This is a genomic window from Streptomyces capillispiralis (genome assembly GCF_007829875.1).
Classification (GTDB): domain Bacteria; phylum Actinomycetota; class Actinomycetes; order Streptomycetales; family Streptomycetaceae; genus Streptomyces; species Streptomyces capillispiralis.
Window position 1 is genome coordinate 1122045 of sequence record NZ_VIWV01000001.1, and the last position, 26315, is coordinate 1148359.

At 71.0% G+C, this 26315-nt stretch carries 20 protein-coding genes; 10 read left to right on the forward strand and 10 right to left on the reverse strand.

Annotated elements, in window-relative coordinates; translation table 11 throughout:
• Positions 1 to 106 precede the first annotated feature (106 nt).
• The 4 genes from FHX78_RS04450 to FHX78_RS04465 all read left to right on the forward strand — a co-directional run bounded on the left by FHX78_RS04450 (position 107) and on the right by FHX78_RS04465 (position 7464).
• Positions 107 to 2002, forward strand: a complete 1896-nt coding sequence (locus FHX78_RS04450; protein ID WP_145866156.1) for an ATP-dependent nuclease — start codon at positions 107 to 109, stop codon at positions 2000 to 2002.
• A 74-nt stretch (positions 2003 to 2076) separates the two neighbouring features.
• The gene (locus FHX78_RS04455; RefSeq protein WP_145866157.1) at positions 2077 to 3381 is read left to right on the forward strand and encodes a hypothetical protein; all 1305 of its coding nucleotides are present in this window, start codon (positions 2077 to 2079) and stop codon (positions 3379 to 3381) included.
• Between the two features lie 541 nt (positions 3382 to 3922).
• Entirely contained in the window at positions 3923 to 6694 is a 2772-nt protein-coding gene (locus tag FHX78_RS04460) for a glycosyl hydrolase (RefSeq protein WP_145866158.1), read from the forward strand.
• A gap of 212 nt (positions 6695 to 6906) precedes the next feature.
• A complete protein-coding gene (locus FHX78_RS04465) occupies positions 6907 to 7464 on the forward strand; it encodes a pyridoxamine 5'-phosphate oxidase family protein (RefSeq protein ID WP_145866159.1) in 558 nt (185 codons plus the stop codon).
• Positions 7465 to 7516: 52 nt separating this feature from the next.
• Here FHX78_RS04465 and FHX78_RS04470 read toward each other — a convergent pair whose 3' ends face one another.
• The 3 genes from FHX78_RS04470 to FHX78_RS04480 all read right to left on the reverse strand — a co-directional run bounded on the left by FHX78_RS04470 (position 7517) and on the right by FHX78_RS04480 (position 10675).
• The gene (locus tag FHX78_RS04470; protein WP_145866160.1) at positions 7517 to 7915 is read right to left on the reverse strand and encodes an EVE domain-containing protein; all 399 of its coding nucleotides are present in this window, start codon (positions 7913 to 7915) and stop codon (positions 7517 to 7519) included.
• 231 nt (positions 7916 to 8146) lie between these two features.
• Positions 8147 to 9805, reverse strand: a complete 1659-nt coding sequence (locus FHX78_RS04475; protein WP_145866161.1) for an N-6 DNA methylase — start codon at positions 9803 to 9805, stop codon at positions 8147 to 8149.
• 144 nt (positions 9806 to 9949) lie between these two features.
• Positions 9950 to 10675, reverse strand: coding sequence for an alpha/beta fold hydrolase (locus tag FHX78_RS04480; protein WP_145866162.1), 726 nt, complete (start codon positions 10673 to 10675; stop codon positions 9950 to 9952).
• Between the two features lie 204 nt (positions 10676 to 10879).
• Here FHX78_RS04480 and FHX78_RS04485 point away from each other — a divergent pair, with 204 nt between their 5' ends.
• Complete coding sequence (locus FHX78_RS04485; RefSeq protein WP_145866163.1) at positions 10880 to 11266, forward strand: winged helix-turn-helix transcriptional regulator; 387 nt, start codon at positions 10880 to 10882, stop codon at positions 11264 to 11266.
• 97 nt (positions 11267 to 11363) lie between these two features.
• Here the strand turns inward: FHX78_RS04485 and FHX78_RS04490 are convergent, their stop codons facing one another.
• The 3 genes from FHX78_RS04490 to FHX78_RS04495 form a co-directional block, all read right to left on the reverse strand.
• Positions 11364 to 12392, reverse strand: coding sequence for an alpha/beta hydrolase (locus FHX78_RS04490; RefSeq protein WP_145866164.1), 1029 nt, complete (start codon positions 12390 to 12392; stop codon positions 11364 to 11366).
• A 196-nt stretch (positions 12393 to 12588) separates the two neighbouring features.
• Positions 12589 to 12717 (reverse strand): hypothetical protein, encoded by a 129-nt coding sequence (locus FHX78_RS37900; protein ID WP_268257230.1) that lies wholly within the window; start codon positions 12715 to 12717, stop codon positions 12589 to 12591.
• 181 nt (positions 12718 to 12898) lie between these two features.
• Positions 12899 to 13423: a hypothetical protein gene (locus FHX78_RS04495; RefSeq protein WP_145866165.1), complete on the reverse strand. Its 525-nt coding sequence runs from the start codon at positions 13421 to 13423 to the stop codon at positions 12899 to 12901.
• A 333-nt stretch (positions 13424 to 13756) separates the two neighbouring features.
• Between FHX78_RS04495 and FHX78_RS04500 the strand changes: the two genes are divergently transcribed.
• From FHX78_RS04500 to FHX78_RS04520, 5 genes are read left to right on the forward strand one after another with little or no spacing between them, the layout of a single operon-like run.
• Complete coding sequence (locus tag FHX78_RS04500; protein ID WP_145866166.1) at positions 13757 to 14275, forward strand: hypothetical protein; 519 nt, start codon at positions 13757 to 13759, stop codon at positions 14273 to 14275.
• Complete coding sequence (locus tag FHX78_RS04505) at positions 14275 to 15669, forward strand: hypothetical protein (protein WP_145866167.1); 1395 nt, start codon at positions 14275 to 14277, stop codon at positions 15667 to 15669. Before FHX78_RS04500 ends, FHX78_RS04505 begins: the two co-directional genes overlap by 1 nt.
• Positions 15666 to 17102: a vWA domain-containing protein gene (locus tag FHX78_RS04510; RefSeq protein WP_145866168.1), complete on the forward strand. Its 1437-nt coding sequence runs from the start codon at positions 15666 to 15668 to the stop codon at positions 17100 to 17102. Before FHX78_RS04505 ends, FHX78_RS04510 begins: the two co-directional genes overlap by 4 nt.
• A gap of 52 nt (positions 17103 to 17154) precedes the next feature.
• Positions 17155 to 18279, forward strand: coding sequence for an ATP-binding protein (locus FHX78_RS04515; RefSeq protein WP_145866169.1), 1125 nt, complete (start codon positions 17155 to 17157; stop codon positions 18277 to 18279).
• A complete protein-coding gene (locus FHX78_RS04520) occupies positions 18276 to 21119 on the forward strand; it encodes a DUF5682 family protein (protein ID WP_145866170.1) in 2844 nt (947 codons plus the stop codon). Before FHX78_RS04515 ends, FHX78_RS04520 begins: the two co-directional genes overlap by 4 nt.
• Before the next feature lie 333 nt (positions 21120 to 21452).
• On the opposite strand, the gene FHX78_RS04525 is transcribed toward FHX78_RS04520, so the two are convergent.
• The 4 genes from FHX78_RS04525 to FHX78_RS04540 all read right to left on the reverse strand — a co-directional run bounded on the left by FHX78_RS04525 (position 21453) and on the right by FHX78_RS04540 (position 26153).
• Positions 21453 to 22814: a GH1 family beta-glucosidase gene (locus FHX78_RS04525; RefSeq protein ID WP_145866171.1), complete on the reverse strand. Its 1362-nt coding sequence runs from the start codon at positions 22812 to 22814 to the stop codon at positions 21453 to 21455.
• Positions 22815 to 22846: 32 nt separating this feature from the next.
• Positions 22847 to 23686, reverse strand: coding sequence for a carbohydrate ABC transporter permease (locus tag FHX78_RS04530; RefSeq protein WP_145866172.1), 840 nt, complete (start codon positions 23684 to 23686; stop codon positions 22847 to 22849).
• A 91-nt stretch (positions 23687 to 23777) separates the two neighbouring features.
• Positions 23778 to 24779, reverse strand: coding sequence for a carbohydrate ABC transporter permease (locus tag FHX78_RS04535; protein ID WP_145866173.1), 1002 nt, complete (start codon positions 24777 to 24779; stop codon positions 23778 to 23780).
• Positions 24780 to 24836: 57 nt separating this feature from the next.
• Complete coding sequence (locus FHX78_RS04540) at positions 24837 to 26153, reverse strand: ABC transporter substrate-binding protein (protein WP_145866174.1); 1317 nt, start codon at positions 26151 to 26153, stop codon at positions 24837 to 24839.
• Between the last annotated feature and the right edge of the window lie 162 nt (positions 26154 to 26315).

Genomic DNA, 26315 nt, shown 5'->3' on the forward strand with positions numbered 1-26315 from the left:
CGAAGCAACTGCCCTTCGTGCCCGGCTCAACCCGGAGTGCCCTGGCGTCACGGCCCTTTCGACACCCCGTCCCGGGCATGCCGCACCGTCACACCTCAGGAAAACCATGAAGATCAAGCGCGTTCGCATCGAGAACTTCTGCTGCCTGCGCAGCCTCGACGTCTCCTTCGACTCCATCACCTCGCTCATCGGCCCGACGGGCGTCGGCAAGTCCACCGTCCTGCGTGCCCTCGACTGGTTCTTCAACGGGGAGAAGGGCGGGACCCTCAGCGAGGAGGACGTCCACTCGGCGGCGGAGACCAGACGGATCCGCGTGGAGGTCGAGTTCGACGGTCTCACCGCCTCCGACCGGTCCGCGCTCGGTCACTACGCACCCGACGGACTGGAAACCCTGAGTGTCTGGCGCACCTGGGAGAACGGAGAGGACCGGATCACGGGCAAGGCCCTGGCCTATCCGCCCTTCGAGCGGATCCGGCAGGGCGCCGGCAGCAGGGAGAAGACGGCCGCGTACAAGGCCTTACGCGAGCAGGACCCGGCTCTCGGCCTGCCCGCCGTCCGCGGCTGGGACGCCGCCGAAGCGGAGATGCGGTCCTGGGAGGCGAGGAACCGGGACCGGCTCGCCGAAGCCGAGGTGGAGGGCACGCACTTCTTCGGCTTCGCCGGCCAGGGGCTGCTCGGCAAGCTGATCGACTTCGTGTTCATCTCGGCCGATCTGCGGGCCTACGAGGAGACGGACGACAACAAGGCGTCCGTGGTGGGCCGGATCCTCGAGCACGCGGTCGACCGCTCGGAGGCGGAAGCCCAGTTCACGGCCATCGACGAGGACGCTCAGGCGGCTCGCGAGAAGGTGCACAAGGAGATCTACGAGCCGGTGCTCGCGAGACTGTCCGGGGCCCTGTCCGCGGAGGTCGGCCGGTTCACCACCGGCCGGGACGTCGTCGTCACCCCGACGGCCCAGGTACCCAAGCGCGCCAAGACCGCGTTCGCGGTCAGCATCCGTGACGGGGCGGCTCTGACGCCGGTCCGCCGCCAGGGGCACGGATTCCAGCGCGCGCTGATCATCGCGGCGCTCCGGTACCTCTCGGAGTGCCGGCGCCCCGAGAACGGCACGCGCTCCCTGTGCCTGGCGATCGAGGAGCCCGAACTGTTCCAGCACCCGGCGCAGACGAGGGTCTTCGCGCAGGTACTGCGCAGCCTGGTCGCGTCGGCCGAGGACCAGACCCAGGTGATGTACGCGACGCACAGCCCGGTGTTCATCGACCCGAGTGACTACCAGCAGGTCCGCAGGCTGTACCGGGTCAGCGGTGGCGAGCATCCGGAGGTACGCCTGCGCGCCCTCACCGAAAAGGAGCTGCGTCAGTCCCTCGACGGCCATGTACCGGAGAGGTCCATCGCACGACGAGGGGCCACGCGGTACGTCAAGGAGCTTGCCGAGGCGCTGTTCGCCGACGTCGCCGTCCTGGTCGAGGGCGCCACGGACGAGAGCGTCCTCCTGGCCTTCGCCGAGCGTCAGGGCCTCAGCCTCGGCGCCGAAGGCATCTGCGTGGTGAACGCCGAGGGCAAGGGCAACATGATCCTCTGCCACGCCATCCTCACGGGGTTCGGCGTACGCTGCCACCTCGTCTTCGACGCGGACACCGGGCCGAGGAAGGTGGCCGACGCGGACACCGAGAAGAAGGCCGCGAGCATCCGGGAGTCCGTCACGAAGAACACGAGGATCCTCAGCTATCTGGGGATCACCGCCGAAGCCAGCCCCGCGAGCGTGAGCGAGGCGACCCACACCCTCTTCGAGGAAGACCTCGACACCTACCTCAGGGACGACTGGCCCGCCTGGAACGCCCGCCGCCAGGAACTGATCGCGCAGGGCGATGGTTACGTGGACGGCAAGCACGGGCCGACGTACGCCGAGGCCACACGCACCGCCGACGGTGAACCGAAGCTGCTGCACGCGCTGCTGGAGAACGTGAGGGCCATGGCAGGGCGGCCGGCACCTAGCACCTAGCACGGATACACGAGGTTCGTGCCGTCCGTGCCGGACGCCGACCGTAGGCTGTCGCTGGACAAAAAGGGGAGACGATGACTGACCACCGCAAGGGAACCGTTCCGGTGTGGACGCTGGCGACCGGTGATACCCGGGTGCCCGCACTGGCCGAAGACGGACCGATGACGGCTGAGCGCCTGGCTGAACTGCGCAGCGTGCTGGCCGCCCTGGCCGACGATCCGATCGCCACGCTCGAGGTACATCCGCTGCCCGACAAGCTCGACCGCAGCCGGGGTATCCCTCTCGATGGTGCAAGTCCCTTGGCGCAGCACCTGTCGCAGCTCATCACGCAATCAGCGCGGAGTTCCTCTGCGGCGGTGACAACCGCGGGCGACGGGCTGTACCGCATGGTGATTCCGGCGAAGGTCGCCGCCCAGTGCGGTCAGGGCCTCATTCGCCCGATGGCAGCGAAGGGGGTGGCCGGTGCCATCCGCGGCCCGCTCGTGAACTCGGCGGGGAAGATTGTCAGCGGTGCGACGTTCGTGCCGGTCGGTCAAGTGGCGACGGCGGGTGCGGTGGGTGGAGCCGGTGCGACAGCCGGTGTAGCGATCGGCGGCAGTGCGGCGCTCACCGTGGCCGCACCGCTCGTCCTCATGGCCGTGGCGGTGGGGGTGAGCGCGCATGCCGACGGCAAGCGGCAGCAGGCCATCGAGCACATCACGGAACTGCTGGAGCAACTGAAGGAGCAGGAGCTCGAACAAGAGCACAGCGCACTCGACGGCTGCCGCGACGCCATCGACAAGGCCACGGCCATTCTGCTCGACCAGGGCAAGCCCGGTGCCTCGCTGGGCCTGGACTCGGCAGTGCATGCCATCAACTCGGCGCTGGGCGCCGTCGACCGCCGCCTCGCCAAGTGGCAGAGCGCACTCGACAAACTGCCGGAGGGCCAGCCGGTCGACCTCGGCACGCTGACCAAGTCGTTCCCCGGCATCGACGACCATGGCGGCGTCTTCCGCGCCCACCTCGAACTCGCGAACCTGGCCATCGCGTTGAAGCGGCGGGTCGTCGTCCTGCAAGCCGTGGAACACGCCCAGACCGACCCCGGCAACCTCTTCGAGAACTTCACGCGCGTACTCAAGCGGGACCAGCAGCGCCTCGACGAACTGGAGTCGAGCATCGCTGGTGTCCTGGTCCGCCTGTCGGCACTGGAGCTGGCCCGCCCGCACGGTTTGCGGCCCGTCTTCACTACGGCGGAAGTCGATCGCCTGATGCGCGCGGCACACCGGATTCACCAGCTCGGCGACGACGTCGTGCTCGACGGCAGCGCTACCGACGTGGCGATCGAGATCGCCCGCGACGAGGACGGCTCGGTGGTCGTGTTCCCCGCGCTGCCCGCGTAGCGGGCCGGCCCACCACCGCACCAGCCGCGACGTCCCGCCGCCGACCTGACTCCGGCACTTCCGGCACAGTCGTGTTCTCGACGGACTGCCGGCGACCAGCCGACGAGTACGGCGAAGGCACGGACTGAGAACTCCCCTCCGTGCCTTTGCCGTCATGACAGCGCCCGTGTGCACGGCGGCACCAGATTCTCGCTCGCTCCGATCCACCCAGCGGTGGCGGCGGTGCTGAGAGCGAGGCAGACGCCCGGTCCCCGAGGGCGGGAGCCGGTGCCGTCAGGCGGTGACCTTCCGCACCGGACGGGCCGTAAACCATGCCGGACGGGGGCAGCCGTGCGGGTCGCCGGGTGACCAGGGATGAGCCTTTTCCGCTCTTTCCGTCGCCCGGCGACCGACGCGGAGACATGACGGACATAAGACTCGGCACCCATCTGCTGCGTTCAAGGCATTGACACGTGCATTACAGAGGCTTTACGTTCCGCCCACCTGAGAGCGCTCTCAGAGCGTTCTCGGACTCCCCACTTGTCATGACTCGAGGTGTTTCATGCCAGCCCCCCGCACCAGACCGGCAGCCGTCGCGCTGCTGGCCTCGGCCCTCGTCGCCGTCGGCGTGGGCCCGGCCGCCGTACCGGCGGCCGCGGCCACCGTCCCCGTAGGCTCCGGCAGTTACTCCGACACCCGGCCCTCCGGCACGTCGGGCCCCACCACCAACACGGGAACCCCGGTCACACCCAAGGTGACCGACGCCGCCCGGAACCGGCCGGTGCCCACCAACGACTGGTGGTCCTCCCTCGCCTTCCAGCGCTACGGCGACAACCCGTACTCGACCCCCATGTACGGGCACCCCCTCACCTACCAGGCCACGGCCGGCGGGCTCGACGTCGGCTATCCGACGACCCCCGCGATCGTCGGTGACGGCCGCCAGTACGAGTACGCCCACAAGCGCGACCTCACCATCGGACTGACCGGCCTCAACTCACCGAACACCAAGGCCGACGACTGGTCCGACTGGACGGTCACCCCCTACTGGTCCGACGGCGCCCGCACCCTGCGCACCACCATCGGGCACGGCTCCCCGTTCGTCTACGCCAAGGGCTCCGGCGGCAACGCCCAGATCACCACCGCCGGCTCGCCCGCCGTCTTCGCCGACCAGGGCAACGTCCTCGGCATCACCGTCGCCGGGCACCACTACGCCCTCTTCGCGCCGACCGGCAGCGACTGGAACGTCGCCGGCTCCACCGTCACCGCGGGGCTCGGCTCCAAGGACTACTTCTCCGTCGCCGTGCTGCCGTCCACCGACGCGCTGGCCACCTTCAAGAAGTACGCCTTCAGCTTCGTCACCGGTTCCAAGGTCACCTGGAACTACTCCGGGGGCACCGTCGGCGCCACCTACACGCTCACCACCGAGGCGAAGGAAGGCACCGAGCGCGGCACGCTCCAGGCCCTCTACCGCCACCAGTGGCTGAACACCAAGGACCCCCTCACCTCCTACACCTACGTCTCGCCGCGCGGCACCATGAAGGTCCGCGAGTCGGCCTCCTTCACCACGAGCCAGAAGGCGTCGGCGGTGCTGCCCGCGCTGCCCAAGTCGAACGGTGTGGACACCGCCCGGCTGCGCGGCTACCTGAACGAGGTCGTGAACGCCTCCGACCCCTTCTCCGGGGCCTCGGACACCTACTGGACCGGCAAGGCGCTCGGCCGCCTCGCCCAACTCGTCCCGGTCGCCGACCAGATCGGCGAGACCGGCACCCGCGACCGGATGCTCGGCCTGATGAAGGGCAAGCTCCAGGACTGGTTCACGGCGGGAGGCGCGAACGAGTTCAGCTACGACAAGGACTGGAAGACCCTCACCGGCTACCCCGCCTCCTACGGCAGCGACACCGAGCTGAACGACCACCACTTCCACTACAGCTACTACGTCTACGCGGCCGCGATCGTCGCGCAGTACGACCCGGCGTGGGCCGCCGACTCCGCCTGGGGCGGCATGGTCAAGGCCCTCGTGCGGGACGCCGCCAACCCCAGCCGCACCGACGCCGCCTTCCCCTTCCTGCGCGGCTTCGACGTCTACGCGGGCCACAGCTGGGCCTCCGGCCACCAGGGGTTCGCCGCCGGCAACAACCAGGAGTCCTCCTCCGAGTCCACCAACCTCAGCGCGGCCCTCGTGCTGTGGGGCTCCGCCACCGGCGACACCTCACTGCGTGACCTCGGAACCTACCTGCTGACCACCGAGTCGGAGTCGATCGCCCAGTACTGGTTCGACGCCGACGAGCAGGTCTTCCCGTCCTCCTTCGGTCACGACACGGCCGGCATGGTGTGGGGCAGCGGCGCCGCCTACTCGACCTGGTGGACCGCCAACCCCGAGGAGATCCACGGCATCAACGTCCTGCCCGTGACCGGCGGGTCGCTCCACCTGGGCGGCGAGAAGGCCGCGATCCGGCGCAACATCGCCGAGATGGAGCGGGAGAACGGCGGCCCGGCCGTCGAATGGCGCGACATCCTCTGGGAGTTCCAGTCCCTCGCCGACCCGGCCACGGCCCGGGCGAAGTGGGACGCGGGGCACGCCGGCTACACCCCGGAACAGGGGGAGTCGAAGGCGCACACCTACCACTGGATCAACACCCTCGACACCCTCGGGGCCCCGGACGCCACCGTCACCGGTGACATCCCCACCTCCGCCGTCTTCACCAAGGGCACGACCCGCACCTACGCGGCCCACAACCACGGGTCGACGGCCCGCACCGTCACCTTCTCCGACGGCAAGACCCTCTCCGTGCCGGCCCGTTCCACCGCGACCGGCACCGGAAGCGGTTCACAGGAACCCGACCCGGAACCGCCGACCGGCAACACCTTCCAGTTGCGCAGCGGTGGCACGCTGACCACGGCGACGGGGGGCACGGCGGGCAGCGACACCATCGCCTCCGCCGGCGGCACCAACCACGACGGCACCCCGTACCAGCCCGTCGTCTACGAGGTACGCGGTGTCAACGGCACGCTCACCCCGGGCGCGCAGACCGCCTTCCGGCTCCAGGTGGACGCGGGCACCTCGGTCGGGCTGGGCCAGCAGGCGCGGATCAGCTACGACCTCACCGGCGACGGCACCTTCGACCGGACGGAGACGTACCACTACTTCGCGACCGACCCGGTCACCGGATGGGAGGAGTACACGCAGGCCCGCGGCCTCAAGGCGTCCACGGGCACCCTGGGCGCTCTCGTCGGCGGCACCGTCCGTCTCGAGGTGTGGAACGCCATCGGCAACGGCACCTCGAAGCTCCAGACGGGCACGGACAAGTCCGTGCTGGTGATTCCCTACAGCTGAACCGGTGAGCCCTGACCGGTGAGCCGGGGAACCGGATACCGGAGAACCGGCGGAGGCAGGCGGCGGGCATCGGCATACGGCCGGTGCCCGCCGCTCCCGCTCGGTCGGGTGCGTGTCCCTCCCGGACGGCCGGTGACTGCTCCGAACGGACGTACCGATGATTCCCGCACGGGCGGGGGGGTCGATACAGGAGGAGAGCAAGGAGACCCGCCATGCCCGAGCAGCGCCCCGCACACCACCCCACGACCGAACTCGACAGCCGCTACAGCTCCGCCCTCAATCCCCGCCCCGGTGCCGGGGACGTCACCGCCACCGAGTGGGCCGAGGCCCAGCGGCACCTGGAGGCCGCCGAGATCTTCTGGGTCTCCACGGTGCGGCCCGACGGCAGGCTGCACGTCACGCCCGTGATCGCGGCCTGGCACGACGGTGTGCTGTACTTCTCCACCGGCCGGGAGGAGCAGAAGGCGAAGAACCTCGCCCATGACGCGCACTGCGCGGTGACCACCGGGGGGAACGCGCTCGGCAAGGGGCTGGACCTGGTGGTCGAGGGCGAGGCGGAGCCGGTGACCGATCCGGCGCTGCTGGAGGAGGTGATCGCGGCGCACGAGACGAAGTACGGGCCGCACATCACCTCACCGGAGGGCACCTTCCACGGGCTCGGGGACTCGTTCCGCAGGGGTGACGCCGTGGTGTTCGCGGTCCCCCCGGCCACCGCGTACGGCTTCGGCCGGGAGGACGGTGTGTTCAGCCATACGCGATGGGTGTTCTGAGGGCCGGGCGCCCGGGGGCGGTCCCTGTCCGGCCGCGGGCGTCACCGCCGCGTCAGAGGCCCGCCCGCGCCAGCAGCACCGGCAGTGCCTCCGGCTTCACCTTCTGCACGGAACGCACCTGTCCCAGGGCCAGTTCGGCACGGCCCACCGGTTCCCGGTGGAGCGCCTTCGTGGCCTCCGGCAGCAGGGTCGCGGCGACCAGGAAGGAGACGTCGGGGTCGTCGGGCTCCTCCCAGGGCTCCTCGTCGACCTCGGCCACCGCCGCGACCGCCGCCTCGGGGCCGGTGAAGTAGAACCAGAGGCGGTCGCCCGGCCGCATGCGGTTGCGGCGGCTGAGCCAGAGCTCCAGCTCCGGTTCCTCCTCGGCCAGTTGGCGCATCGTCTCCTTGTCGGACGGCTCCCCGTCCAGCGTGTCCTTGCGCGGATCGAGGATGTAGATCCAGTCCGCCATGAAATCCCTCTCGGTCAGGACCGCTCGGCCCGCGAAAAGACACCTCGGTGCAGCCCTTCATGGTGCCAGGTCTCCGGGACGGAGGGGTACGTATTTTCGAGAGCCGTTGATATCGCGGCGGCACGTCGACGGCGGGCGACCCGCGCCCACGCGTTCACACCCCGAACGTGCCGCCCGGCTCGCCGCTCCTCCAGGTGACCGGGCGCACCGGGCGGCCGGGGGCGTGTCCGCTCAGTCCGCCGGCCGCAGGGCGCCGTTGCCCAGTCCGTCCCGTGCCAGGACGGTGATCTGCCGGCTGAGCTCGGCCACCCTGCGCGACCGCTCCTCGAACTCGCGGAGCGCCTGGAAGACGGTCCCGTAGCGGCGCTGTGCGGTGATGTCCATCTGGGGGATGCGGGCGCCCTTGCCGTCGAACCGGAAGGTCCCGCTGGTGCTGGTGGAGCGGCGGCTGTTGACGGCGCTGTGCATGAAGCCCTGGAGGAAGTCCGTGTCGAGCTGGTCGCTGACGGACACCGGTTCCGGGTCCGCGTACCGCACCAGTCCGGCCCTGATCAGGTCGGCGACGGCGACGCTGGCACCGTCCAGGGCGCCGGGGCCCTCGCCCGCGGCCAGGGTGGGCAGCAGTTCGCCCAGGCGGTGCAGCTGCTCGGCCAGCTCGCGGTGGAGGGCGTCGTATTCGGCGACGTAGTCGCGGTGCGACTCCTCGACGTGGCGGCCCGGGGTGAGGTCCACCAGATCGTCGAGCAGGTCGATCTGGGCGACCTCGGTGATCTGCTCGGGGCGCGGCTCCAGCGGGTCGTCCGGGTCGTTGGCGGTCAGGTCGACCATGCGTACGGTGCCGGCGGCGTCGTCCGGTGCCGCCGGCCGGCGCAGCTGCCACAGGTGGACGGGGAGGGAGTGCGCGGCGGCGGTACCGGGCGGCAGTGCGGTGACCTGGGTCAGGATGCCCCGGCGCACGAGCTCGGCGCGGATCCGGCGGCCGGCCTTGCGGTAGGCCACGGAGGCGGGCATCACCATGACGACCCGGCCGCCCGGCGCGGTGTGCGCGTAGGCATGCTGCAGCCAGGCCAGCTCGCCCTCGGCGCGGGAGGGCGTGCCGAGTTCCCAGCGCGGGTCGAGGAGCAGGTCCTCCCGGCCCCAGTCGGTGTCGCTGACCGGCGGGTCGCAGACGACGAGGTCGGCCTTGAGGTCCGGCCACTGGTCGGCGCGCAGGGAGTCGCCCTGCCTGATCTCGGTGCCGGCCTCCGCCGCGAGCTCGGCCCGCCACCGCGCGAACCGTGCGCTGCGGGCGTCCACTTCCTGGCCGTAACGCCGGGTGCCCGGTGCCGCGGTGATGCCGAGGAGGAGGGAGCCGATGCCGCACGCCGGGTCGAACAGCACCGCGTCGGCGGCCACGTCACCGACGTCGTGGCGGACGGCGCGGACCACCCGGGGCGCGGTCACCTGATCGGATCCCGCGCGGCGCACCGACTCCGTGAACCGCTCGGCGAGGCCGTTCACCACCTCGACGGGGGAACGTTCCTCCGCCAGGCGGTGGGCCAGGACGGCCCCCTGTTCGGGCAGCGCGGACGGCGTGCCACCGCCGGGGCCCGCGAGGGCCTCGGCGACGTCCGCGAGCCCGCCGAGGATGTCGTCGCCGTAGGCTCCGCGCAGCACCTGCCACAGCTGGACCTCGTCGGTGACGTCCTGACCCTTGCGCTGTCTGTCCAGCCACGTCTGCACCTCGGCCAGGTCGAACAGGGGGCTGTTCACCCCGCCTCCGACCGGTGCCGGGAAGTCGTCGTACCGGCGCCTCCAGTTGGACACGGCGGCACGGGTGACACCCGCGATACGGGCGATCTCGGAACCGGTTACCAACGGGTTCGTCGGAGTGGCCGGGGTCTGCGACATACCGCCACGCTACACAGGGGTGGGGCCCCGCATCAATCATGAACGGCCGTTGACGGCGTCAACGCGGGGCGTGGAGGTGATGTTGCTGGTGTGACTGGTGGTGCTGATGTGCCCTGTGTGACGATGTCGGTACACAGGGCAGGCTCAGGCGAGCTTGAGGAGCAGTTCGCTGAGTTCGACCGGCATGGTGATCATGGAGTCATGGCCTGTCGGCAGTTCCCAGACCTGGGCGGGCGTGCCGTTGGGCTGGACCGGGGGGACGGGGCGGCGGGTGATGCCCGCCGGCATGGCGCCGACGTTGTGGATGTGCGTGCGCGGGATCGCGTCCACCGCCGGGTCGTCCAGGTGCACCGGCTGTTGCAAGCAGCGCACCGGCTGGTCCGAGAGCATCCCGCGCAGCCAGGCTACGTCCGCCGGGTCGGTGACGCCGAACAGGCCCAAGGGCGGGGGCAGTTCGGGCATCGGCGGCACGCGCCAGCCGCTCTCGGACCGCACCGCGGCCTCGATCAGCTGCCGCGTCGCGGGCTGGACGTCGACCGCGGACTCGCCGTCCTCCGGGACCATCGCGTCGAGGTACACCAGGTGCCCGATGCGGTCCGGAATCCGGTTCGCCGCGGAGGAGATCACCAGCCCCGCGTAACTGTGGCCGACGAGTACGACGTCACCGAGATCCTCCCTGGTGATCAGGTCGACCACGTCGTCGACGTGCGTGTCGAGCCCCACCTCCGGGCCCAGGAGGTGTGCCTTGTCGCCGTGGCCGGTCAGGGACGGCGCGAACGCCCGGTGCCCGGCGGCCTCCAGCAACGGCACCACCCGGTCCCAGCACCGTCCGCTGTGCCAGGCTCCGTGTATCAGCAGGAATGTTGACATGACTGAGTCGGCCTTCCTTTACGTCAAGGGATGAACACGTGAGGGGATGAGCACGGCCGTGCCTCGCGCATGCCGCCGGTTGGCGGCAGAGGACGGTTACTCTTCGTGCCTCGGTACCGTTCGAGTACCAGGATCATGCTGGTGCAGGAGGCGCACCGCAGGCAATAAGGCACTTTTCGGTGCCTCGGTTCCCCGGAGGTAACCATGGACACGGCACACGGCGATCCGCGGCCCGAGCCGCGGTCCAGCGACGCCTGCCGGACCCGGGTGGTGCTCGACATCGTCGGTGACAAGTGGTCGCTGCTGGTCGTACGCAACCTCAGGGACGGTCCGCGCCGGTTCACCGAGCTCAAGAGGGCCATCGACGGAATCAGCCAGCGCATGCTCACCGTGACGCTGCGCAGCCTGGAGCGCGACGGCATCCTGACCCGCACCGTCCACGGCGTGATGCCGCCCCATGTCAGCTACGAGCTCACCGAGATGGGGGTCGCCCTGCGCGAGGCCACGGCGCCCCTGCTCGAATGGAGCGTGGCGCACCTCGCCCGCATCGACGACGCCCGCGCCGCTTACGACGCCCGCACGGACGGGTGACGCCGTAGCCTGCGGACGGGTCGCGCCGGAGCCGACCGGCCGGTGACGTGGCAGCGCCGACCGACGCCCGCTCCGCTTCGCGCATCCGGGTTCGGCGTCAGCCGTCGGCCCGGAGAGCGCCGAGCAGCATCGGCAGTGAGGCGTGCAGTTCGCGTTGCCAGTACGCCCAGCCGTGCGTTCCCGGCCCGTAGAAGTGGGTGGTGAGGTGCTTCGCGCCGACGCGCCTCAACTCGGCGGCCAGTGCGTGGTTCTGCCGGTTGAAGTCGGCCTCGAGGGCGCTGGTGCTGCCCGGCGAATCCAGCGGGCCGGTGGTGCCGTCGCCGCAGGACAGGTACACGGGCAGCGACGTGAGCCGCCGGGCCAGGTGGAACGGGTCGTGGGCCTGCCAGACGGAGCGCTGGGCGACCGGGTCGCCCCAGACCCTCAGGGGGTCGTCGCCCTGGCCGGCGAAGAAGCCCATGATGCGGTCGACCGACTCGTCGTCGAGCAGCGGGTGGGCCGAACCGGAGTAGGCGGCGGTCGCCTTGAACATGCCGGGGTGCCGTGCCGCGTACAGCAGGGCGCCCTGGCCGCCCATGGACAGTCCGGCCACGACGCGGTTGGTTCCGGCGCCCCAGTCGCGCTCCAGGAGGTGCCGCAGCTCGACGGTGTGGAAGGTCTCCCAGGCGGGGTCGCCGCCCTCGCCGTGGTTCCACCAGTCGCTGTACCAACCGTTCCAGCCGGCCTCCGGCATGACGACGAGCACGTCGCGCAGGCTGCCGATCCCGGCCACGTCGGTCCTGGCGGTCCACGAGGTGTAGTCGCCGCAACAGCCGTGCAGCAGCCAGAAGGTCGGCCAGTGCCGGCGCCGGTCGTGCGGGTTCCAGCCGTCGGGGGTGAGGAGGCGGACCTTGACCGTACGGCCGCCCAGGGCCGCCGACCGGACCGACAGGTCGACCTGCCGGTCCGCGACCCGCGTGACCGCGACGACCTCCGCGCCACGCGGACTCGGGGCGGCAGCCTGGCCGGCGACGACCGGCGCGGCGGCGAGTGGGCCGACGCTCGGCGGGGACGCCTGGGCCGGCAGCGCACCCAGTACGAGGAGGGCGCCGAGGGCCGCGATCGCGCCGCACAGTCGCTTCTTCATCTGCACCGCCTGGGAGGATGGGCGTGAGGATGTGACCGTGGTTCGTCGGGCGCGTACCGCTGGTCCTGCGCCCCGATCAACTATGGACCTGTTCCGGCGCGCGTCAAGACGTGGTCGACCGTCGTCGTCATGGCGCGCGGATGAGTCGCGGCGTCGGTGCGCGCCGTCCCGTGCCGGGGAGGTGACCGGATACGGATCAGGTGTAGGGGTAGTGCTCGGACGCCGCCTCGACGGTCCTCTCCACGTGCAGGAGGGCGCACGTCACCGTTCCCGACTGGACGATGAACATGTCGGGCACGTGCGACCCATAGAAGGTGTCGGCCATGCCCGAGGACTACGCGCACGGCCGGAAGCGGCGGGGCGCGGTCATCGTGGTCGCGTGGAGGACAACCTCGCGCCGGGGCACGGCAGTTGCAGCGAGGCGTCCTGCCCCGCCCCGGAAACCGTGCGGGGCGGCAGCGGTTCCCGGGTGCCGGGGGCACCCGGGACCGGTGCGAGGGGGCCGGTTACCGGCAGACCGGAGGATCCGGGTAGGAGCAGCCTCCGTACGTGTCGCCCTCGTAGGTGATGCCTCCGTCCATCCGCTGATCGCACTCGGGACAGTGGACGACGAAGTGGGGGTTGACGCGGAGGAGGACCGAGTTCTTCATCTCGAAGATCGACCTCACCGAGTCCGCTCCGTGTTCGCGGATGCCCTGCCGCAGGAAGGCGAGCGCGCCGAACCTGTGGCCGGACTCGCAGGAGAAGCTCCCGAAGCGGAACCGGCCGATATCGCTGATTCCCAGTTCGGCCTCGATGCTCGCCTTTTCCTCGCTCGACACCGGTTCGAGGTTCGAGGCCTCGATGAGTTCGGGTGTCCAGTGCGCGTCCCTGATCCGGGCGGACTGTTCACGGGACACATAGAACGATGCGGTTCTGCCGCTTTTCACGGCCTCCTGCACCATGGCTGCGATCGTTTCGTCGTCCGCCGAGACGACGGCCTTTCCGCTGCCGACGAGATATTCGATCCTGTCCACTGTCGCTTCGTCCACGAAACACCTCTCCGAGTCCGGCCCCCCGGGTCCCGATGCTTGCGGACATATATTCAGTTCACCGGCTCTCCGGGCCGGGATGCCACACGGGCACCGCACCCGCCCGGCCCAATACGTCCCGCCGCCCTGTCCCCTCCCCATGCCCCTTCACCGGTCGGCGGGGCACCGTTCCACACGGCGGTGAGCCGCTCGGCGTGACGCGGAGAGCGGCGCCGGAGGCTTCGTGAGCCCGGCGGCGAGCCGGTCGTCCGCTGGACCGACGGCGTTGTCAGTGGCCCCCGATAGATTCCGTCATGTTCCGCCGATCGGGCGTGAACACCCCCTTTCGCATGCATGGGAGATGGTGCGTTGTCGGTCTGGGAGAGGTCGAGCACGGCACGGGTGACGCCGTCCGCGCGGCCGCGGAAGCTTGCCAAGGTGCCGTTCGTGGAGTTGGCCGACGGGCGCTTGCAGGGCGTGGTGTCCAGTGGGTCGGACATCGGGCGGGTGTATGTGTCGTCGGTCGAGGCGGGGACGTACGCGTTCGCGTGCAGCACCAACAACAACCGTCCCTGTGGCGGGGCGCGCGGGTGGTTCTGCAACCACATAGGCGCGCTGATCGGTGAGGCCGTGCTGCAGTACGGGGTCGAGCGTGTGGCCCGGTACCTGAAGGTCGAGGTTCCCGGCGAGGGGGCCGACGCCGGTGCCGTCACCCACGCCATGACCTCCACGCGCCCTCCGCAGGGGGACAGTTCGGCGGCCGCCCAGGTGTTCAGCCGGTTCCTGCGGCACCTGGCCTATCTCGAACTCGCGCCGACCACGGCCCCGCTGCCCGAGATGCAGTGGTTCCCGACGACCAGGGCGGTGGCCTGATGCGTGCCGATCTGCTGACCGATGCCGTCGAGGGACTCGACGAGGCCCTCGCGGCCGTGGACGGCTTCGACGACACTCTCGTCGGCGGGCTGCTCCGTCCGCAGCCGGCTCAGGCGGGCGGGCTGGCCGGGCTCGCGGACGCCGTCGCCGGGTCGCCGCTGGCCGCTCGGGTCGCCGAGGCGGCCGAGAAGACGGCGGCCGGGGCCGCGGGCGAGGAGCACTTCGTGGCGCTCGCCGCCGCGCGCACCGCTCTGCTCGGTTCGGTGCACGACGCGCTCGTCGCGCGGGTCGAGGAGGCCGTGGGGCGGCCGCCGGCCGAGGAGAGCGGGGGCGCGGCGGCCGACGGCGCGGAACACGCGGTCAACCTGCACGCCGCCGCCCGAAGTTGGCTGTGCGACCTCGCCCGCGCGGGGTGGCAGGGGATCGACCACGAGCTGGTGGGCGGGGCCGCGCCCGTCGTGTCCGCGATGCTCCCCGACCCGGCGCTGCGCCGCCTGGCCACGCTGCTCGACGGCTTCGCCGCCGAACTCGCCGCATCCTGCCCCGGCTCGGGCCTGGAGCGCGTTCCGGTGCGCCGCTGGGCCGATCTGTGGTCGCGGGCCATGCTGCTGACGCTGCCCGGGGCGGCCTCCGCCCCCGCGGCCGAGGAGGCGACGGGGCGACTGCTGCCGCTCGGCGTGGACGTCCAGGAGCACGCCACTGCCGTACAGGCGCAGGTGCACGCCGTGTTCGAGCCCGCGGGCGGTGGCACGCCCCGGCTGGTGCGGGCCTCGGTGTCCGCGCCGAAGCCGGACACGGTCGTCGGGGCGGGGCTGTGGCAGCTGCTGCGGCCGCACATGTCCCTGCTGGCCGCCGTCGGCGAGGGGCGTGCCATGGAACTGGACGCGATGCCCGTCACCGCCGAGGGCGACCTGGTGTGGGACGACGCCCGCGCCCGCACGGGTGAGCCCGCCGAGGCCTTCGCCACCGCCCGGGTGGCGCTGCCCGCCGCGACCGCTTCCCCGACCGCGCCACTGGACCGGCATCCGGCCCGCATCGCGGTGCCCGTGCTGCTGGAGGGGTACACCGTGGAGGAGGGCGAGGAGGGGGTGGCCTTCCAGGTCGCCGGACAGCGCCTTGCGGTCGACGTCGACCGGATACCGGCCGCGGGACCGCTGACCCCGGAGGTCGTCGGCTCGTCCGGTGCGTGTCTGGCGCTGCTGCGCTGGGACGCCGGGGAGTTCCTGCTCCAGCCGCTCGCCGTGGAGCGGACCGTGCGGAAGAAGCCCGTAGCGGTGCACGCGGGGGCCTGGGCCGGGGGCACCACCGACAAGGCGGGGGTGCGGGCCGAGAAGGCGGCCACCGACGCCGTCAAGGTGCTGCGCGAGCGTGCCGGAAGGCTGCTGCGGAAATGAGCGAGCAGAGCAACGAAGCGGCGCCGACGCCCGATCCGTACGACAACCGGCGGCAGGTGCTGTACTGGCGGCTGCTGGCCCGGCTCTTCGACCCCGAGGAGCAGGCGTCGCTGGAGTCGGCCAGTCTGGCCGTGGTCGAGGACATCGGCCTGCCGGCCGCGCTGCTCGACCCCGGGGCGTCCGTCGATTCCGTGGTGCAGCGGCATCCCGAGCTGGCGGGGGAGTTCGACGGGCTGATGGCGCCCGGGCCGAACCAGGACGGTGTGCGTGACCGGGCCGCCGAGGTGCGGCGTGCGGCGCTGGCGTCGAAGGTCCTGCTGAACGTCTTCGCCTCCGGCTCCGGTACGGTCACCGCCGAGCAGCTGGCGCGCTGGCAGTCCGACGCGGGCTGGCTGGAGCGGGCGCTGGGCTGCCGGCCGGGGGACCTGCGCGGCGGCCGTGCGGGCGGGGCAGGTGTCAGTCCGACCGGCAGGGGCGGGGCGGGCGTCAGCCCGACCGGTACCGGCGTCGGCGGGCCCACGCCCGACCTCAGCCGGCTGATCCCCGAGATCGGGCCGGAACTCGGCTCGATCGAGGCCGGTCTCGTCAAGCGGATGCACCTGCGCGAGGTGCTGGCCGACCCGGCGCTGGCCTCCCGGCTGACACCGAGCATGTCGCTCATCGAGCAGTTGCTGCGCGACAAGGACAACCTCTCCGGCGTGGCCCTGGCGAACGCCAAGGCGCTGATCCGGCGTTACGTCGACGAGGTCGCCCAGGTGCTGCGCACCCAGGTGGAGAAGTCCACGGTCGGTGACATCGACCGGTCGGTCCCGCCCAAGCGGGTCTTCCGCAACCTCGACATCGACCGGACCATCTGGAAGAACCTCACCAACTGGGACCCGCAGGAGGAGCGGCTCTACGTCGACCGCCTCTACTACCGGCACACCAGCCGCAAGACGACGCCGCAGCGGCTGATCGTGGTCGTCGACCAGTCCGGCTCCATGGTGGACTCCATGGTCAACTGCACCATCCTGGCGTCCATATTCGCCGGGCTGCCGAAGGTGGACGTCCATCTGATCGCCTACGACACACAGGCGCTGGACCTCACGCCCTGGTCGCACGACCCGTTCGAGACGCTGCTGCGCACCAAGCTCGGCGGGGGCACCGACGGCACCGTCGCCATGGCGCTCGCCCAGCCGAAGATCGCCGAGCCGCGCAACACCGTCGTGGTGTGGATCTCCGACTTCTACGAATGGCGGACCGAGGAGCTGTTCGACAGCATGGCCGCCATCCACCGCTCGGGGGCGAAGTTCATCCCGGTGGGCTCGGTGACCAGCGCCGGCCGCGGCAGCGTCAACCCGTGGTTCCGGGAGAAGTTCAAGGACCTCGGCACGCCGGTGATCTCCGGCCACATCAAGAAGCTCGTGCACGAACTCAAGACGTTCCTCACCTGATCGCACCCGGCGCACCCGCCCTGTGATCACACCGTACGAAAGGCCTTCCCTCATGTCCGACCTGCTGCGCGCGCCCGCCGAGATCAAGTACGCCGAGGAGCTCGACTGGCTGGAGTCGATCGACGACAACCCCAAGCCGTTCTCCTGGCGCCTGTCCCCGAAGATGGTGCGTCTGTTCATCCTCGGCTCCGAGCGCGCCGACGGCCTGGACCGGGAGATCTCCCAGAAGTGGTTCGGCGACCGCAGTTTCGTGGAGCGGTCGATCGTCACGCTCGCCTCCGACCGCGGTCTGCTGCTCATCGGTGACCCCGGCACGGGCAAGAGCTGGCTGGCGGAGCTGCTGTCCGCCGCGATCTGCCGCAACTCCACCATGGTGGTGCAGGGCACGGCGGGGACGACCGAGGACCACATCAAGTACTCGTGGAACGTGTCCATGGTGATCGCCAAGGGGCAGTCGCGGGAGTCGATGATCCCCTCGCCGATCATGACGGCGATGGAGGCCGGTGCCATCGGCCGCTTCGAGGAGCTGACCCGTTCGACCAGCGATGTGCAGGACGCGCTGATCTCGATCCTCTCGGAGAAGTACATCTCCGTGCCCGAACTGGAGAGCGGCAGCGGTGACGACAACATCGTCTTCGCCAAGCCGGGCTTCTCCATCATCGCCACCGCCAACAGCCGCGACCGCGGTGTCAACGACCTGTCGTCCGCCCTGAAGCGCCGCTTCAACTTCGTCCGCATCCCGGTCGTGACGAACAAGAAGAGCGAGGCGGAGATCGTCCGCTTCCGCACCGAGGAGCTGCTGCGCCGGCACTCGATCGACCTCGACGTGCCGCCGACCCTGCTGGACGTGCTGCTGCAGAGCTTCGCCGACCTGCGGGCGTCCGCCGCGGCGGCCGGCAGCGACGACGAGAAGCTGGAGTCCGCGCTGTCGACGGCCGAGCAGATCGGCGTGCTCGAGGACGCCGTCCTGCACAGCAACTTCTTCGGCGAGCGCACCCTCACCGCCCGCGCGCTGGCCTCCTCGCTGGTCGGCTCCCTCACCCGCCGCGAGCCCGAGGACCTCGCCATCCTCAACAAGTACCTGCACGGTGTCGTCGAGCCGCGCAGCAAGGAGGAGGGCGGCTCCTGGCCCGAGTTCCTGGAGGGCGGCCGCGACGCGATCGCCACGCTGTCGTGAGCGGGCCCCAGGAGAGCGGCACCTTCGCGGCGCTGCGCGGGCAACTGCAGGACGCGGCGGCCACGTTCGCGGACGGACCGGGCGCGCTGGAGGGCATCCTCCTCGGCATGGTCGACGACGTGGACCGCGCGGCGCGCGAGCCGCTGGAGATCTTCCCCGTCTGTCACCACTCCCCCGCCTCGGCGCTCGCCATGGCCCGCCGGCTGCGGGAGAAGCAGCCCAAGGTCGTCTATCTGGAGCTGTGCGAGGACATGGCGCCGCTCCTGACCGAGCTGCGCAACTGCCGGCTCCCGGTGGCGGTGCAGGCGTTCGCCGGTGACCTCGACGGTTTCCCCGCCGAATGGGCGCCGCTGTCGGTCGTCGCGCCCGTCACGGAGGCGTCGGCCGAGTACCAGGCCATCGCGTACGCGCTCGACACGCCCGGCGTCGAACTGGTCCTGGTCGACCGGTCCTCGGACCACGTCTTCCAGTGGGACCGGCGCGACGAGCGCGCCCAGGAGGCGTCCGCCGAGGCGGGCACCCCCGCGGACCAGCCCGAGGCCGCGCTGCACGGTGAGGCCGTCGGCGTGGAGATCGGCGACCTGCGGCCGCGCTTCGCCGAGCTGGAGGAGCACCTGCTGCGCCACGGCAAGGTGCGGCACTGGTCGGAGTGGTGGCACCAGTACGTGGAGGTGCCGCTCGGCACCAGCGACCACGACACCTACCGTCAGGTCATGTTCCTCATCGGCAGCCTGTTCCGGCGGCTCGCCCCCGGGGACGGCGACCGGGTACGGGTGGACGAGGACCGCGAGCGGTACATGTGGACGCGGATGCGCGAGCACCTGGCGGCGACCGGCACGGACCCGGAGGACTGCCTGTACGTGTGCGGGGCGTTCCACGCCGCCAGCCGGGTCGAGGAGTTCGGCGTGCACGGCAGCCAGGGTGCCTTCACGATCTCCCCGCGTACCGCCACCACCTGGCAGTACGGGCTGATCCCGTCCAGCCACGCGGCGATCGAGGCGCAGTTCGGCCTCGCCCCGGGGTCGGTGTCGATCGCCTCGACGGAGTGGACGAAGAGCCTCAAGCGCACCCGGGTGCGGCCGTACCGGCTGGCGGGACAGGCCGGCACGAAGGCGTCCCCGGCGAAGAAGACCCCGGGAAGGGGGACCGCGGCCGGAGTGGCCGTCACGCCGGCGCCGGACCCGGCCGGCGGGGACCGGCTGACGGGTTTCCTGCGGCGGCCGCCCGTGCTCGACCCGCTGGACGAGGCCGAACTGCTCGGCTGGTCCGTGGACATCGTGCGCGCGGCCCGCCGCAACGGCTACCTCGCCTCCACCGCCGACGCCATCGCCGTCTTCGAGACGTCGATCCTGCTCGCCGGCATGCGGGACCGGGCCAAGCCGACGCCGTACGACTTCCAGGACGCGGCGGTCACGTGCATCGAGAAGGACAGCGTGCCCGGGCGGCGGGACGTGCGGCGCCTCGTCGAGATCATGATGGGCGGCGACCGGATCGGACAGGTGGGATACGAGTCGCTGCCGCCGCTCGCCCGCGACGTGTACGACCGGCTGGCGCCGCTGGAGCTGAACCTCCAGCAGCGTGGGGTGCGGCGCGCCCTGCTGGACCTGGCCGCCCGTCCGGAGCTGCGGGCGTGCTCCGACGTGCTGTGGATGCTGCGGCGGCTGATGCCGCACGGAGCGGCACGGCCGATCATGGGCGAGCGGCGGCTCGGTGAACGGTCGATCCAGGAGTCCTGGGACCTGGCGCTCGGCACCCACCAGCGGGCCCTCATCGAGCTCGGCTACGAGGGTGTCAGCCTGGAACAGGTGCTGGAGCAGCGGCTGCGGCGCGAGGCGTACGGGCCGCAGGCGACGACCGCCACCGTGCTGGCCGCGGTCGAGGACGCGACCCTGTACCTGGGGAGCCGTCGCCTCGCCGACGAGCTCGGCACGCACGCGCTGAAGGTGCTGTCCGCGGAGCGCAGTGTCGACGGGGCACCGGAGGTGCTGCGCCGGGTGCGCGCTCTGCTGGCGTACTACCGCACCAACGAGCCGGTGCTGCCGGCGTGGATCGAGGCGTTCACCAAGACCGGTTACGCCCACTACTGCACCCTGCTGCCGACGGCGTTCCGGGACGAGGACGCGACGGTGGGGCAGGTCGCGGCGATGCTGGGCTTCCTGTTCAGCATGGAGAGCCTGGCGCTGTCGCTGGGCTGCGACCGGACCCAGCTGGAGCTCGCGGTCGCCCAGTCGCACCCCGACGACCCGGCGAAGACGGCGCTGCTGTGGGCGGCGCAGGTGCAGCTCGGCACGCTGTCACGGTCCGAACTGCGCGCCCGGTGCGCCGCGTTGCTGGACAACCCGCTGGTGGTGCCGTCCTACCCGCGCTACCTCAGTGGCTTCGTGCACGCGCTGGAGCCGGTGCCCGGGCTGGCGGACGTGGTGGTGGAGGCGGTGTCGAACGCGTTCGGCCGGCTGCCGGACGCGGTGCTGCTGCCGTGGCTCCCCCTGCTGATCACCACCCTGCGCTCCGGCGCGGCGGACCTCGCCCCGTTGCTGATCCGCGAGGCCGGGCGGATCTTCCCGGCCCGTCTGCCGGCACTGGACGCGTGGATACCGCCGTGGCGGGCCCCGCAACCGGACCCGTTCGCGGCCCGCCGCACACAGCCGGAGCCGGACGCCCCCCGGGGCGCCGCGCTGCTCCCGGCCCATCCGGCGACGTGCGACGCGGTGGCGGGGCTGCTGGGCTGCGACGGTGCGTGGACGGCGGCAGCCGGTCCGTCCCCGGCGGGCGGCGCCGCACTCGCGGCGCGCCACCCGGCCACGGCGAACGCCCTGGATTCCCTCCTCGCCGGCACATGAGGCGACGGCCGGGTCCCGGTGGCACCGGGACCCGGCCGCTGCTGGTGGGGCAGCTCCCCCCGCACCCGGTCCACCTCCGCCCGCATTCCCCCGGCCGGGTTCGCGGTGTGGGCGGCTGCCGCGCGGTCGGTGTCTCAGGCGGCGGGGTCCGCCGTCAGTGCGGCGGTCGTGGCGAGGGCGGTCAGGAGGATGCGGGGGGTGCTGGATGGCATGCGGCTCTCCTCGGGGAGGGAGGGTGGGGGCGCCGGTTCCCCGTCCGGGTGGTGGTGGAGCGGAACTGACCGGTGGGCGCGGGCCGTTCACCGGCGCGCGCCCACCTCGGTCGTCGGGACGTCAGGCCGCTCGCCGTGCGCGGTCGGCGTGGCCGCGGATGATCTCCGCGTACCGGTGGCCCGAGCCCTTGATGGTGCGGGCCTGGGTGGCGTAGTCGACGTGGACGAGGCCGAAGCGCTTGTCGTAGCCGTACGCCCACTCGAAGTTGTCCAGCAGCGACCAGGCGAAGTAGCCGGCCAGCGGTGCGCCCTTGCGGGCGGCGGACGCGCAGGCGGCCAGATGGCTCGCCAGGTAGTCCTGGCGTTCCGGGTCGTCGATCGTTCCGTCGGGGCGGACGACGTCGGGGAACGACGAGCCGTTCTCGGTGACGTACAGCCTGCGCGGGCCGTACTCGTTCGTGAGGCGCAGCAGCAGGTCCTCGATGCCGCCGGCGTCGACCTCCCAGTCCATGCCGGTGCGCGGGACGCCGTCGCGGCGGACGGTGCGGACGTAGGGGGCCGGTGCGGTGGGGTCGTCCGCGACGGTCTGCGGGAAGTAGTAGTTCAGGCCGAGCCAGTCCAGGTCGGCGCCGATCAGCTCCATGTCACCCGCGCGTTCGGGGAGTTCGACGCCGTAGACCTCGCGCATGTCCTCCGGGAAGCCCCTGCCGTGGACCGGGTCCAGCCACCAGCGGTTGGTGTGGCCGTCCATGCGGCGGGCGGCCGCCAGGTCCTCCTCGCGGTCGGTGGCCGCGTGGATGGTGGAGAGGTTGTTGACGATGCCGACCTGGGCGCCGGGGGCGGCGGCGCGGATCGCCCGCATGGCGAGGCCGTGGCCGAGGAGCAGGTGGTAGGAGGCGCGGACCGCCGCCGTCAGGTCGGTCAGGCCGGGGGCCATGACGCCTTCCAGGTGGCCGATCCAGGCCGAGCAGAGGGGCTCGTTGAGGGTGGCCCAGTGGGTGACGCGGTCGCCGAGGCGTTCGGCGACGACCGAGGCGTACGCCGCGAAGTGCTCGGCGGTGGAGCGTTCCTGCCAGCCGCGGTCCCGGTCCTGGAGCGCCTGCGGCAGGTCCCAGTGGTAGAGGGTCACCGACGGGGTGATGCCCGCTTCCAGCAGGCCGTCGATCAGCTCGTCGTAGAAGGCGAGCCCCTTGGCGTTGACCGGTCCGTCGCCGCCCGGCACCACGCGCGGCCAGGCGATGGACAGGCGGTAGGCGTTGGTGCCCAGCCGGCGCATCAGGCCGATGTCCTCGCGCCAGCGGTGGTAGTGGTCGCAGGCGACGTCGCCGTGGTCGTCGTTGTCGATCCTGCCCGGGGTGTGGGAGAAGGTGTCCCAGATCGACGGTGAACGGCCGTCCTCCGCCACGGCTCCCTCGATCTGGTACGCCGATGTGGCCGTGCCCCACAGGAAGTCGTGCGGGAGTGCGGCGAAGTCGATGCTCACGTAGGTCCTCTCGTTGCGTTCGGGGAGGGTGGTCACTTGACCGCGCCCGCCGTCAGGCCGGCCACCAGGTAGCGCTGGAGCAGCAGGAAGCCGGCCACCACGGGGACGCTCACCACGAGCGAGGCGGCCATGATCTGGTTCCAGTACACGTCGTTCTGGGTGGAGTAGCCCTGGAGGCCGACGGCGAGGGTGCGGGTGGTGTCGTTGGTCATCACCGAGGCGAACAGGACCTCGCCCCAGGCGGTCATGAAGGCGTAGACGGCGACCGCGACGATGCCGGGGATCGCGGCCGGGACCACGACCCGGAACAGCGCCTTGAGCGGGCCGCAGCCGTCGACCAGGGCCGCCTCGTCCAGGTCGCGCGGCACCGAGTCGAAGTAGCCGATCAGCATCCAGATGGAGAAGGGGAGCGAGAAGGTCAGGTAGGTCAGGATCAGGCCGCCGCGGGAGCCGAACAGGGCGATGCCCGTGGCGTTGCCGATGTTGACGTAGATGAGGAACAGGGGCAGCAGGAAGAGGATGCCGGGGAACATCTGCGTCGACAGGACCGTCACCGAGAAGACCCGCTTGCCGCGGAAGTCGTAGCGGCTGACCGCGTAGGCGGCGAAGACGGCGATGACGACCGAGCAGACGGTCGCCGCGCCCGCCACGACGAGGGAGTTCACGAAGTACTTCGCCAGCGGGACCGTCGACCAGATGTCGATGTACGGGCGGATCGTCAGGTCGGTGGGGAGCCAGCGGAACGAGCCGGTGACGTCCTCCAGCGGTTTGAGCGAGCTGGAGACCATGACGTACACGGGCAGCAGGACGAAGCCGGTGAGCAGGGTCAGGAAGACGCGGCGGGTCCAGAGGAAGGACGGCGGTGCGGCCATCGGGGACCGGGGTGCGGCCGTACGGGACCGGCGCGCGGCCGTGGGTGACTCGGGTGCGGCCGTGGATGACGCGGGTGGGGCCGTCTGCGGGCTAGACACGGGCGGACCTCCGTTCACGCGAGGTCAGGAACAGGTACACGCCCGTCACGAGCAGCAGGAAGAGCAGCAGCAGGACCGACATGGCGGAGCCGGCGCCGAAGTTCCAGGTGACGAACGACGACTGGTAGATGTGGATGGAGATCAGGTCGGCGGCTTCCGGGGCGGCCTTGCCGAACAGGACGAACGGTGTGTTGAAGTCGTTGAACGTCCACAGGAACAGCACCAGGACCAGGACCTGGTTGACCGGGCGCAGCGACGGCAGGGTGATGCGGCGGATCTGCTGGATGACGCCGGCGCCGTCCAGGGCGGCCGCCTCGTACAGCTCCCTGGGGATGTTCTGCAGGCCGGCCATGACGATGAGGAAGGCGAACGGCCAGCCCTTCCAGACCGACACGACAAGCAGCGCGATGAAGCTGTTGTCACCGATCAGCCAGAAGGAGGGCTTGTCGGTGAGGCCGAGCTGGTCGTGCAGGACGTGGTTCACCAGGCCGTTGTCGTGCTGGAACATGAACGCCCAGGTGATGACGGCGGCGTAGACCGGCAGGGCGTAGGGGACGAGGAAGAGCGCGCGGAGCAGGCCGCGGCCGCGAAAGGTGTCCTGCATGCAGATCGCCGCCGCCGTGCCGATGAACCAGCACAGGCCGACGGACAGGAGCGTGAAGGCGCAGGTGACCAGGAAGGAGTGGAGCAGCGCCTCGCCGACGGGGGCGTTGAAGTCCACCGACATCGCGTAGTTGTCGAGGCCGGCCCAGGGCGCGGTGGTCCAGTCCCGGATGTGGAACTGGGTGAGTTCCTTGAAGCTCATCACGATGCCGATGACCATCGGCACCAGGTGGACGAGGAGTTCGAGGAGCAGGGCCGGCAGGAGCAGCAGGTAGGGCAGTCCGATGCGGCGGATCCGCCCGGTGCGGCGGCGGGGTCCGCGCGCCGCACCGGGGGAGCTCTTGCCGACCGTCCGCCCGCCCGGCCCCGCCGGGGCGGTGGTGGTGGTCATGGCGATGTCCGTGTCCGTGTCCGTGTCGGGGTTTCGGAGTCGGTGGGGGCGGGGTTCTCACTTCGTGGGCATCTGCTGCTGGGCCTTGGCGAGCTTGGCCTTGACCGACTCGGTGGTCACCGGGCGGCCGGCGGCGGCATCGGCGAACAGTTCCTTGACGGCGGTGCCGACCGCGGTCTCGAACTGCGACTCGTCGGGCACCTGGGGCAGTGCGGCGGCGCTGGTGGCGAGGGTTTCGCGCAGGACGCCGGTGGCGGGGCCGTTGAACGCGGGGTCGGACTGGGCGGCCTTGACCGGCGGGATGGAGCCGTAGGCCTTGTTGAGGATCTTCTGCTCGGCGTCGCTGGTCATGAACTCGACGAACTTGGTGGCGCCGTCGACGTTGTCGCTGTTCTTGAAGACGGCCATGTTGATGCCGGCGACCATGGAGTTGGTCTGCGCGCCGGTGCCGGGCGCGCCGGAGGGGACGGGTGCGGGGGCGACGCCCCACTCGTCGTCCTTCATGCCCATGGTCTTGAAGGTGGCGGAGGCGGTCTGCCAGAGCACCATCGCGGTCTTGCCCTTGGCGAAGTCGCCGAGCGACTGGTTCTGCGCGTACTCGGCGTTGCCGGGGGCGATGACCTTGTCCTTGGCCATCAGGTCGACGTACTGCTTGACCGCCGCGACCGCGCCGTCGGAGGTGAAGTCGGGCTTGCCGTCGGGGGTGAAGAAGTCGGCTCCGTGCTGCTTGCCGAGGACGAACACCTGGTGGATGTTGTTGGACAGGTTGGACCCCTCGGCGCCCAGGGCCCACTTGCCGTCCTCGGAGATCTTCCTGCCGGTCTCGACGAGCTCGTCCCAGGTGGCCGGGGGCCCGGAGACGCCCGCCTCGGCGAACATCTTCTTGTTGTAGTAGAGGGCGTACGCCATCGAGTACAGCGGTACGGCGGCCGGGTCCTGGCCCTGGACGCCGGTGGAGCCGAGCGCGGACTCCACGAAGCGGTCCCTGCCGCCGATCCTGTCGAAGTTCTTCGCGTCCCAGGGCAGCAGGGCGCCGGTGGCCTGGAGGGAGGCGGACCAGGTGTTGCCGATGTTGAGGACGTCGGGGCCCTGGCCGGAGGTGGTGGCGGTGAGGATCCGGTTGAGCAGGTCGGACCAGGGCACGACCTCCAGCTTCACCTTGATGCCCGTCTCCTTCTCGAACTTGTCGAGTTCGGGCTGGAGGACCTTCTTGTCGATCTCGACGCTGGCGCCCTGGTTGGAGGCCCAGTAGGTCAGTTCCCTGGGCGAGTCGTTGGATCCGCCGCCCGTGGAGGAGCCCCCGCCGCAGGCCGAGGCGGCGAGAGCGAGAGACATGGTGACGGCGCCTACGGCCGCGGCTCGGATGCTGCGCATGGCTCCTGGGTCCCTTTCCGGGAGGCGAGAAGTCAGAGTGCGGCTTCCGGAAACGACACCCCGTGCGCGCCCCGAAGCCCCTCATGGCTTAATTTAGGACGTGAGTTAAACCTCAAGAGAAGGACACGTCAAGGTGTCGCGCACGGTCGGCCACCGGCCGTG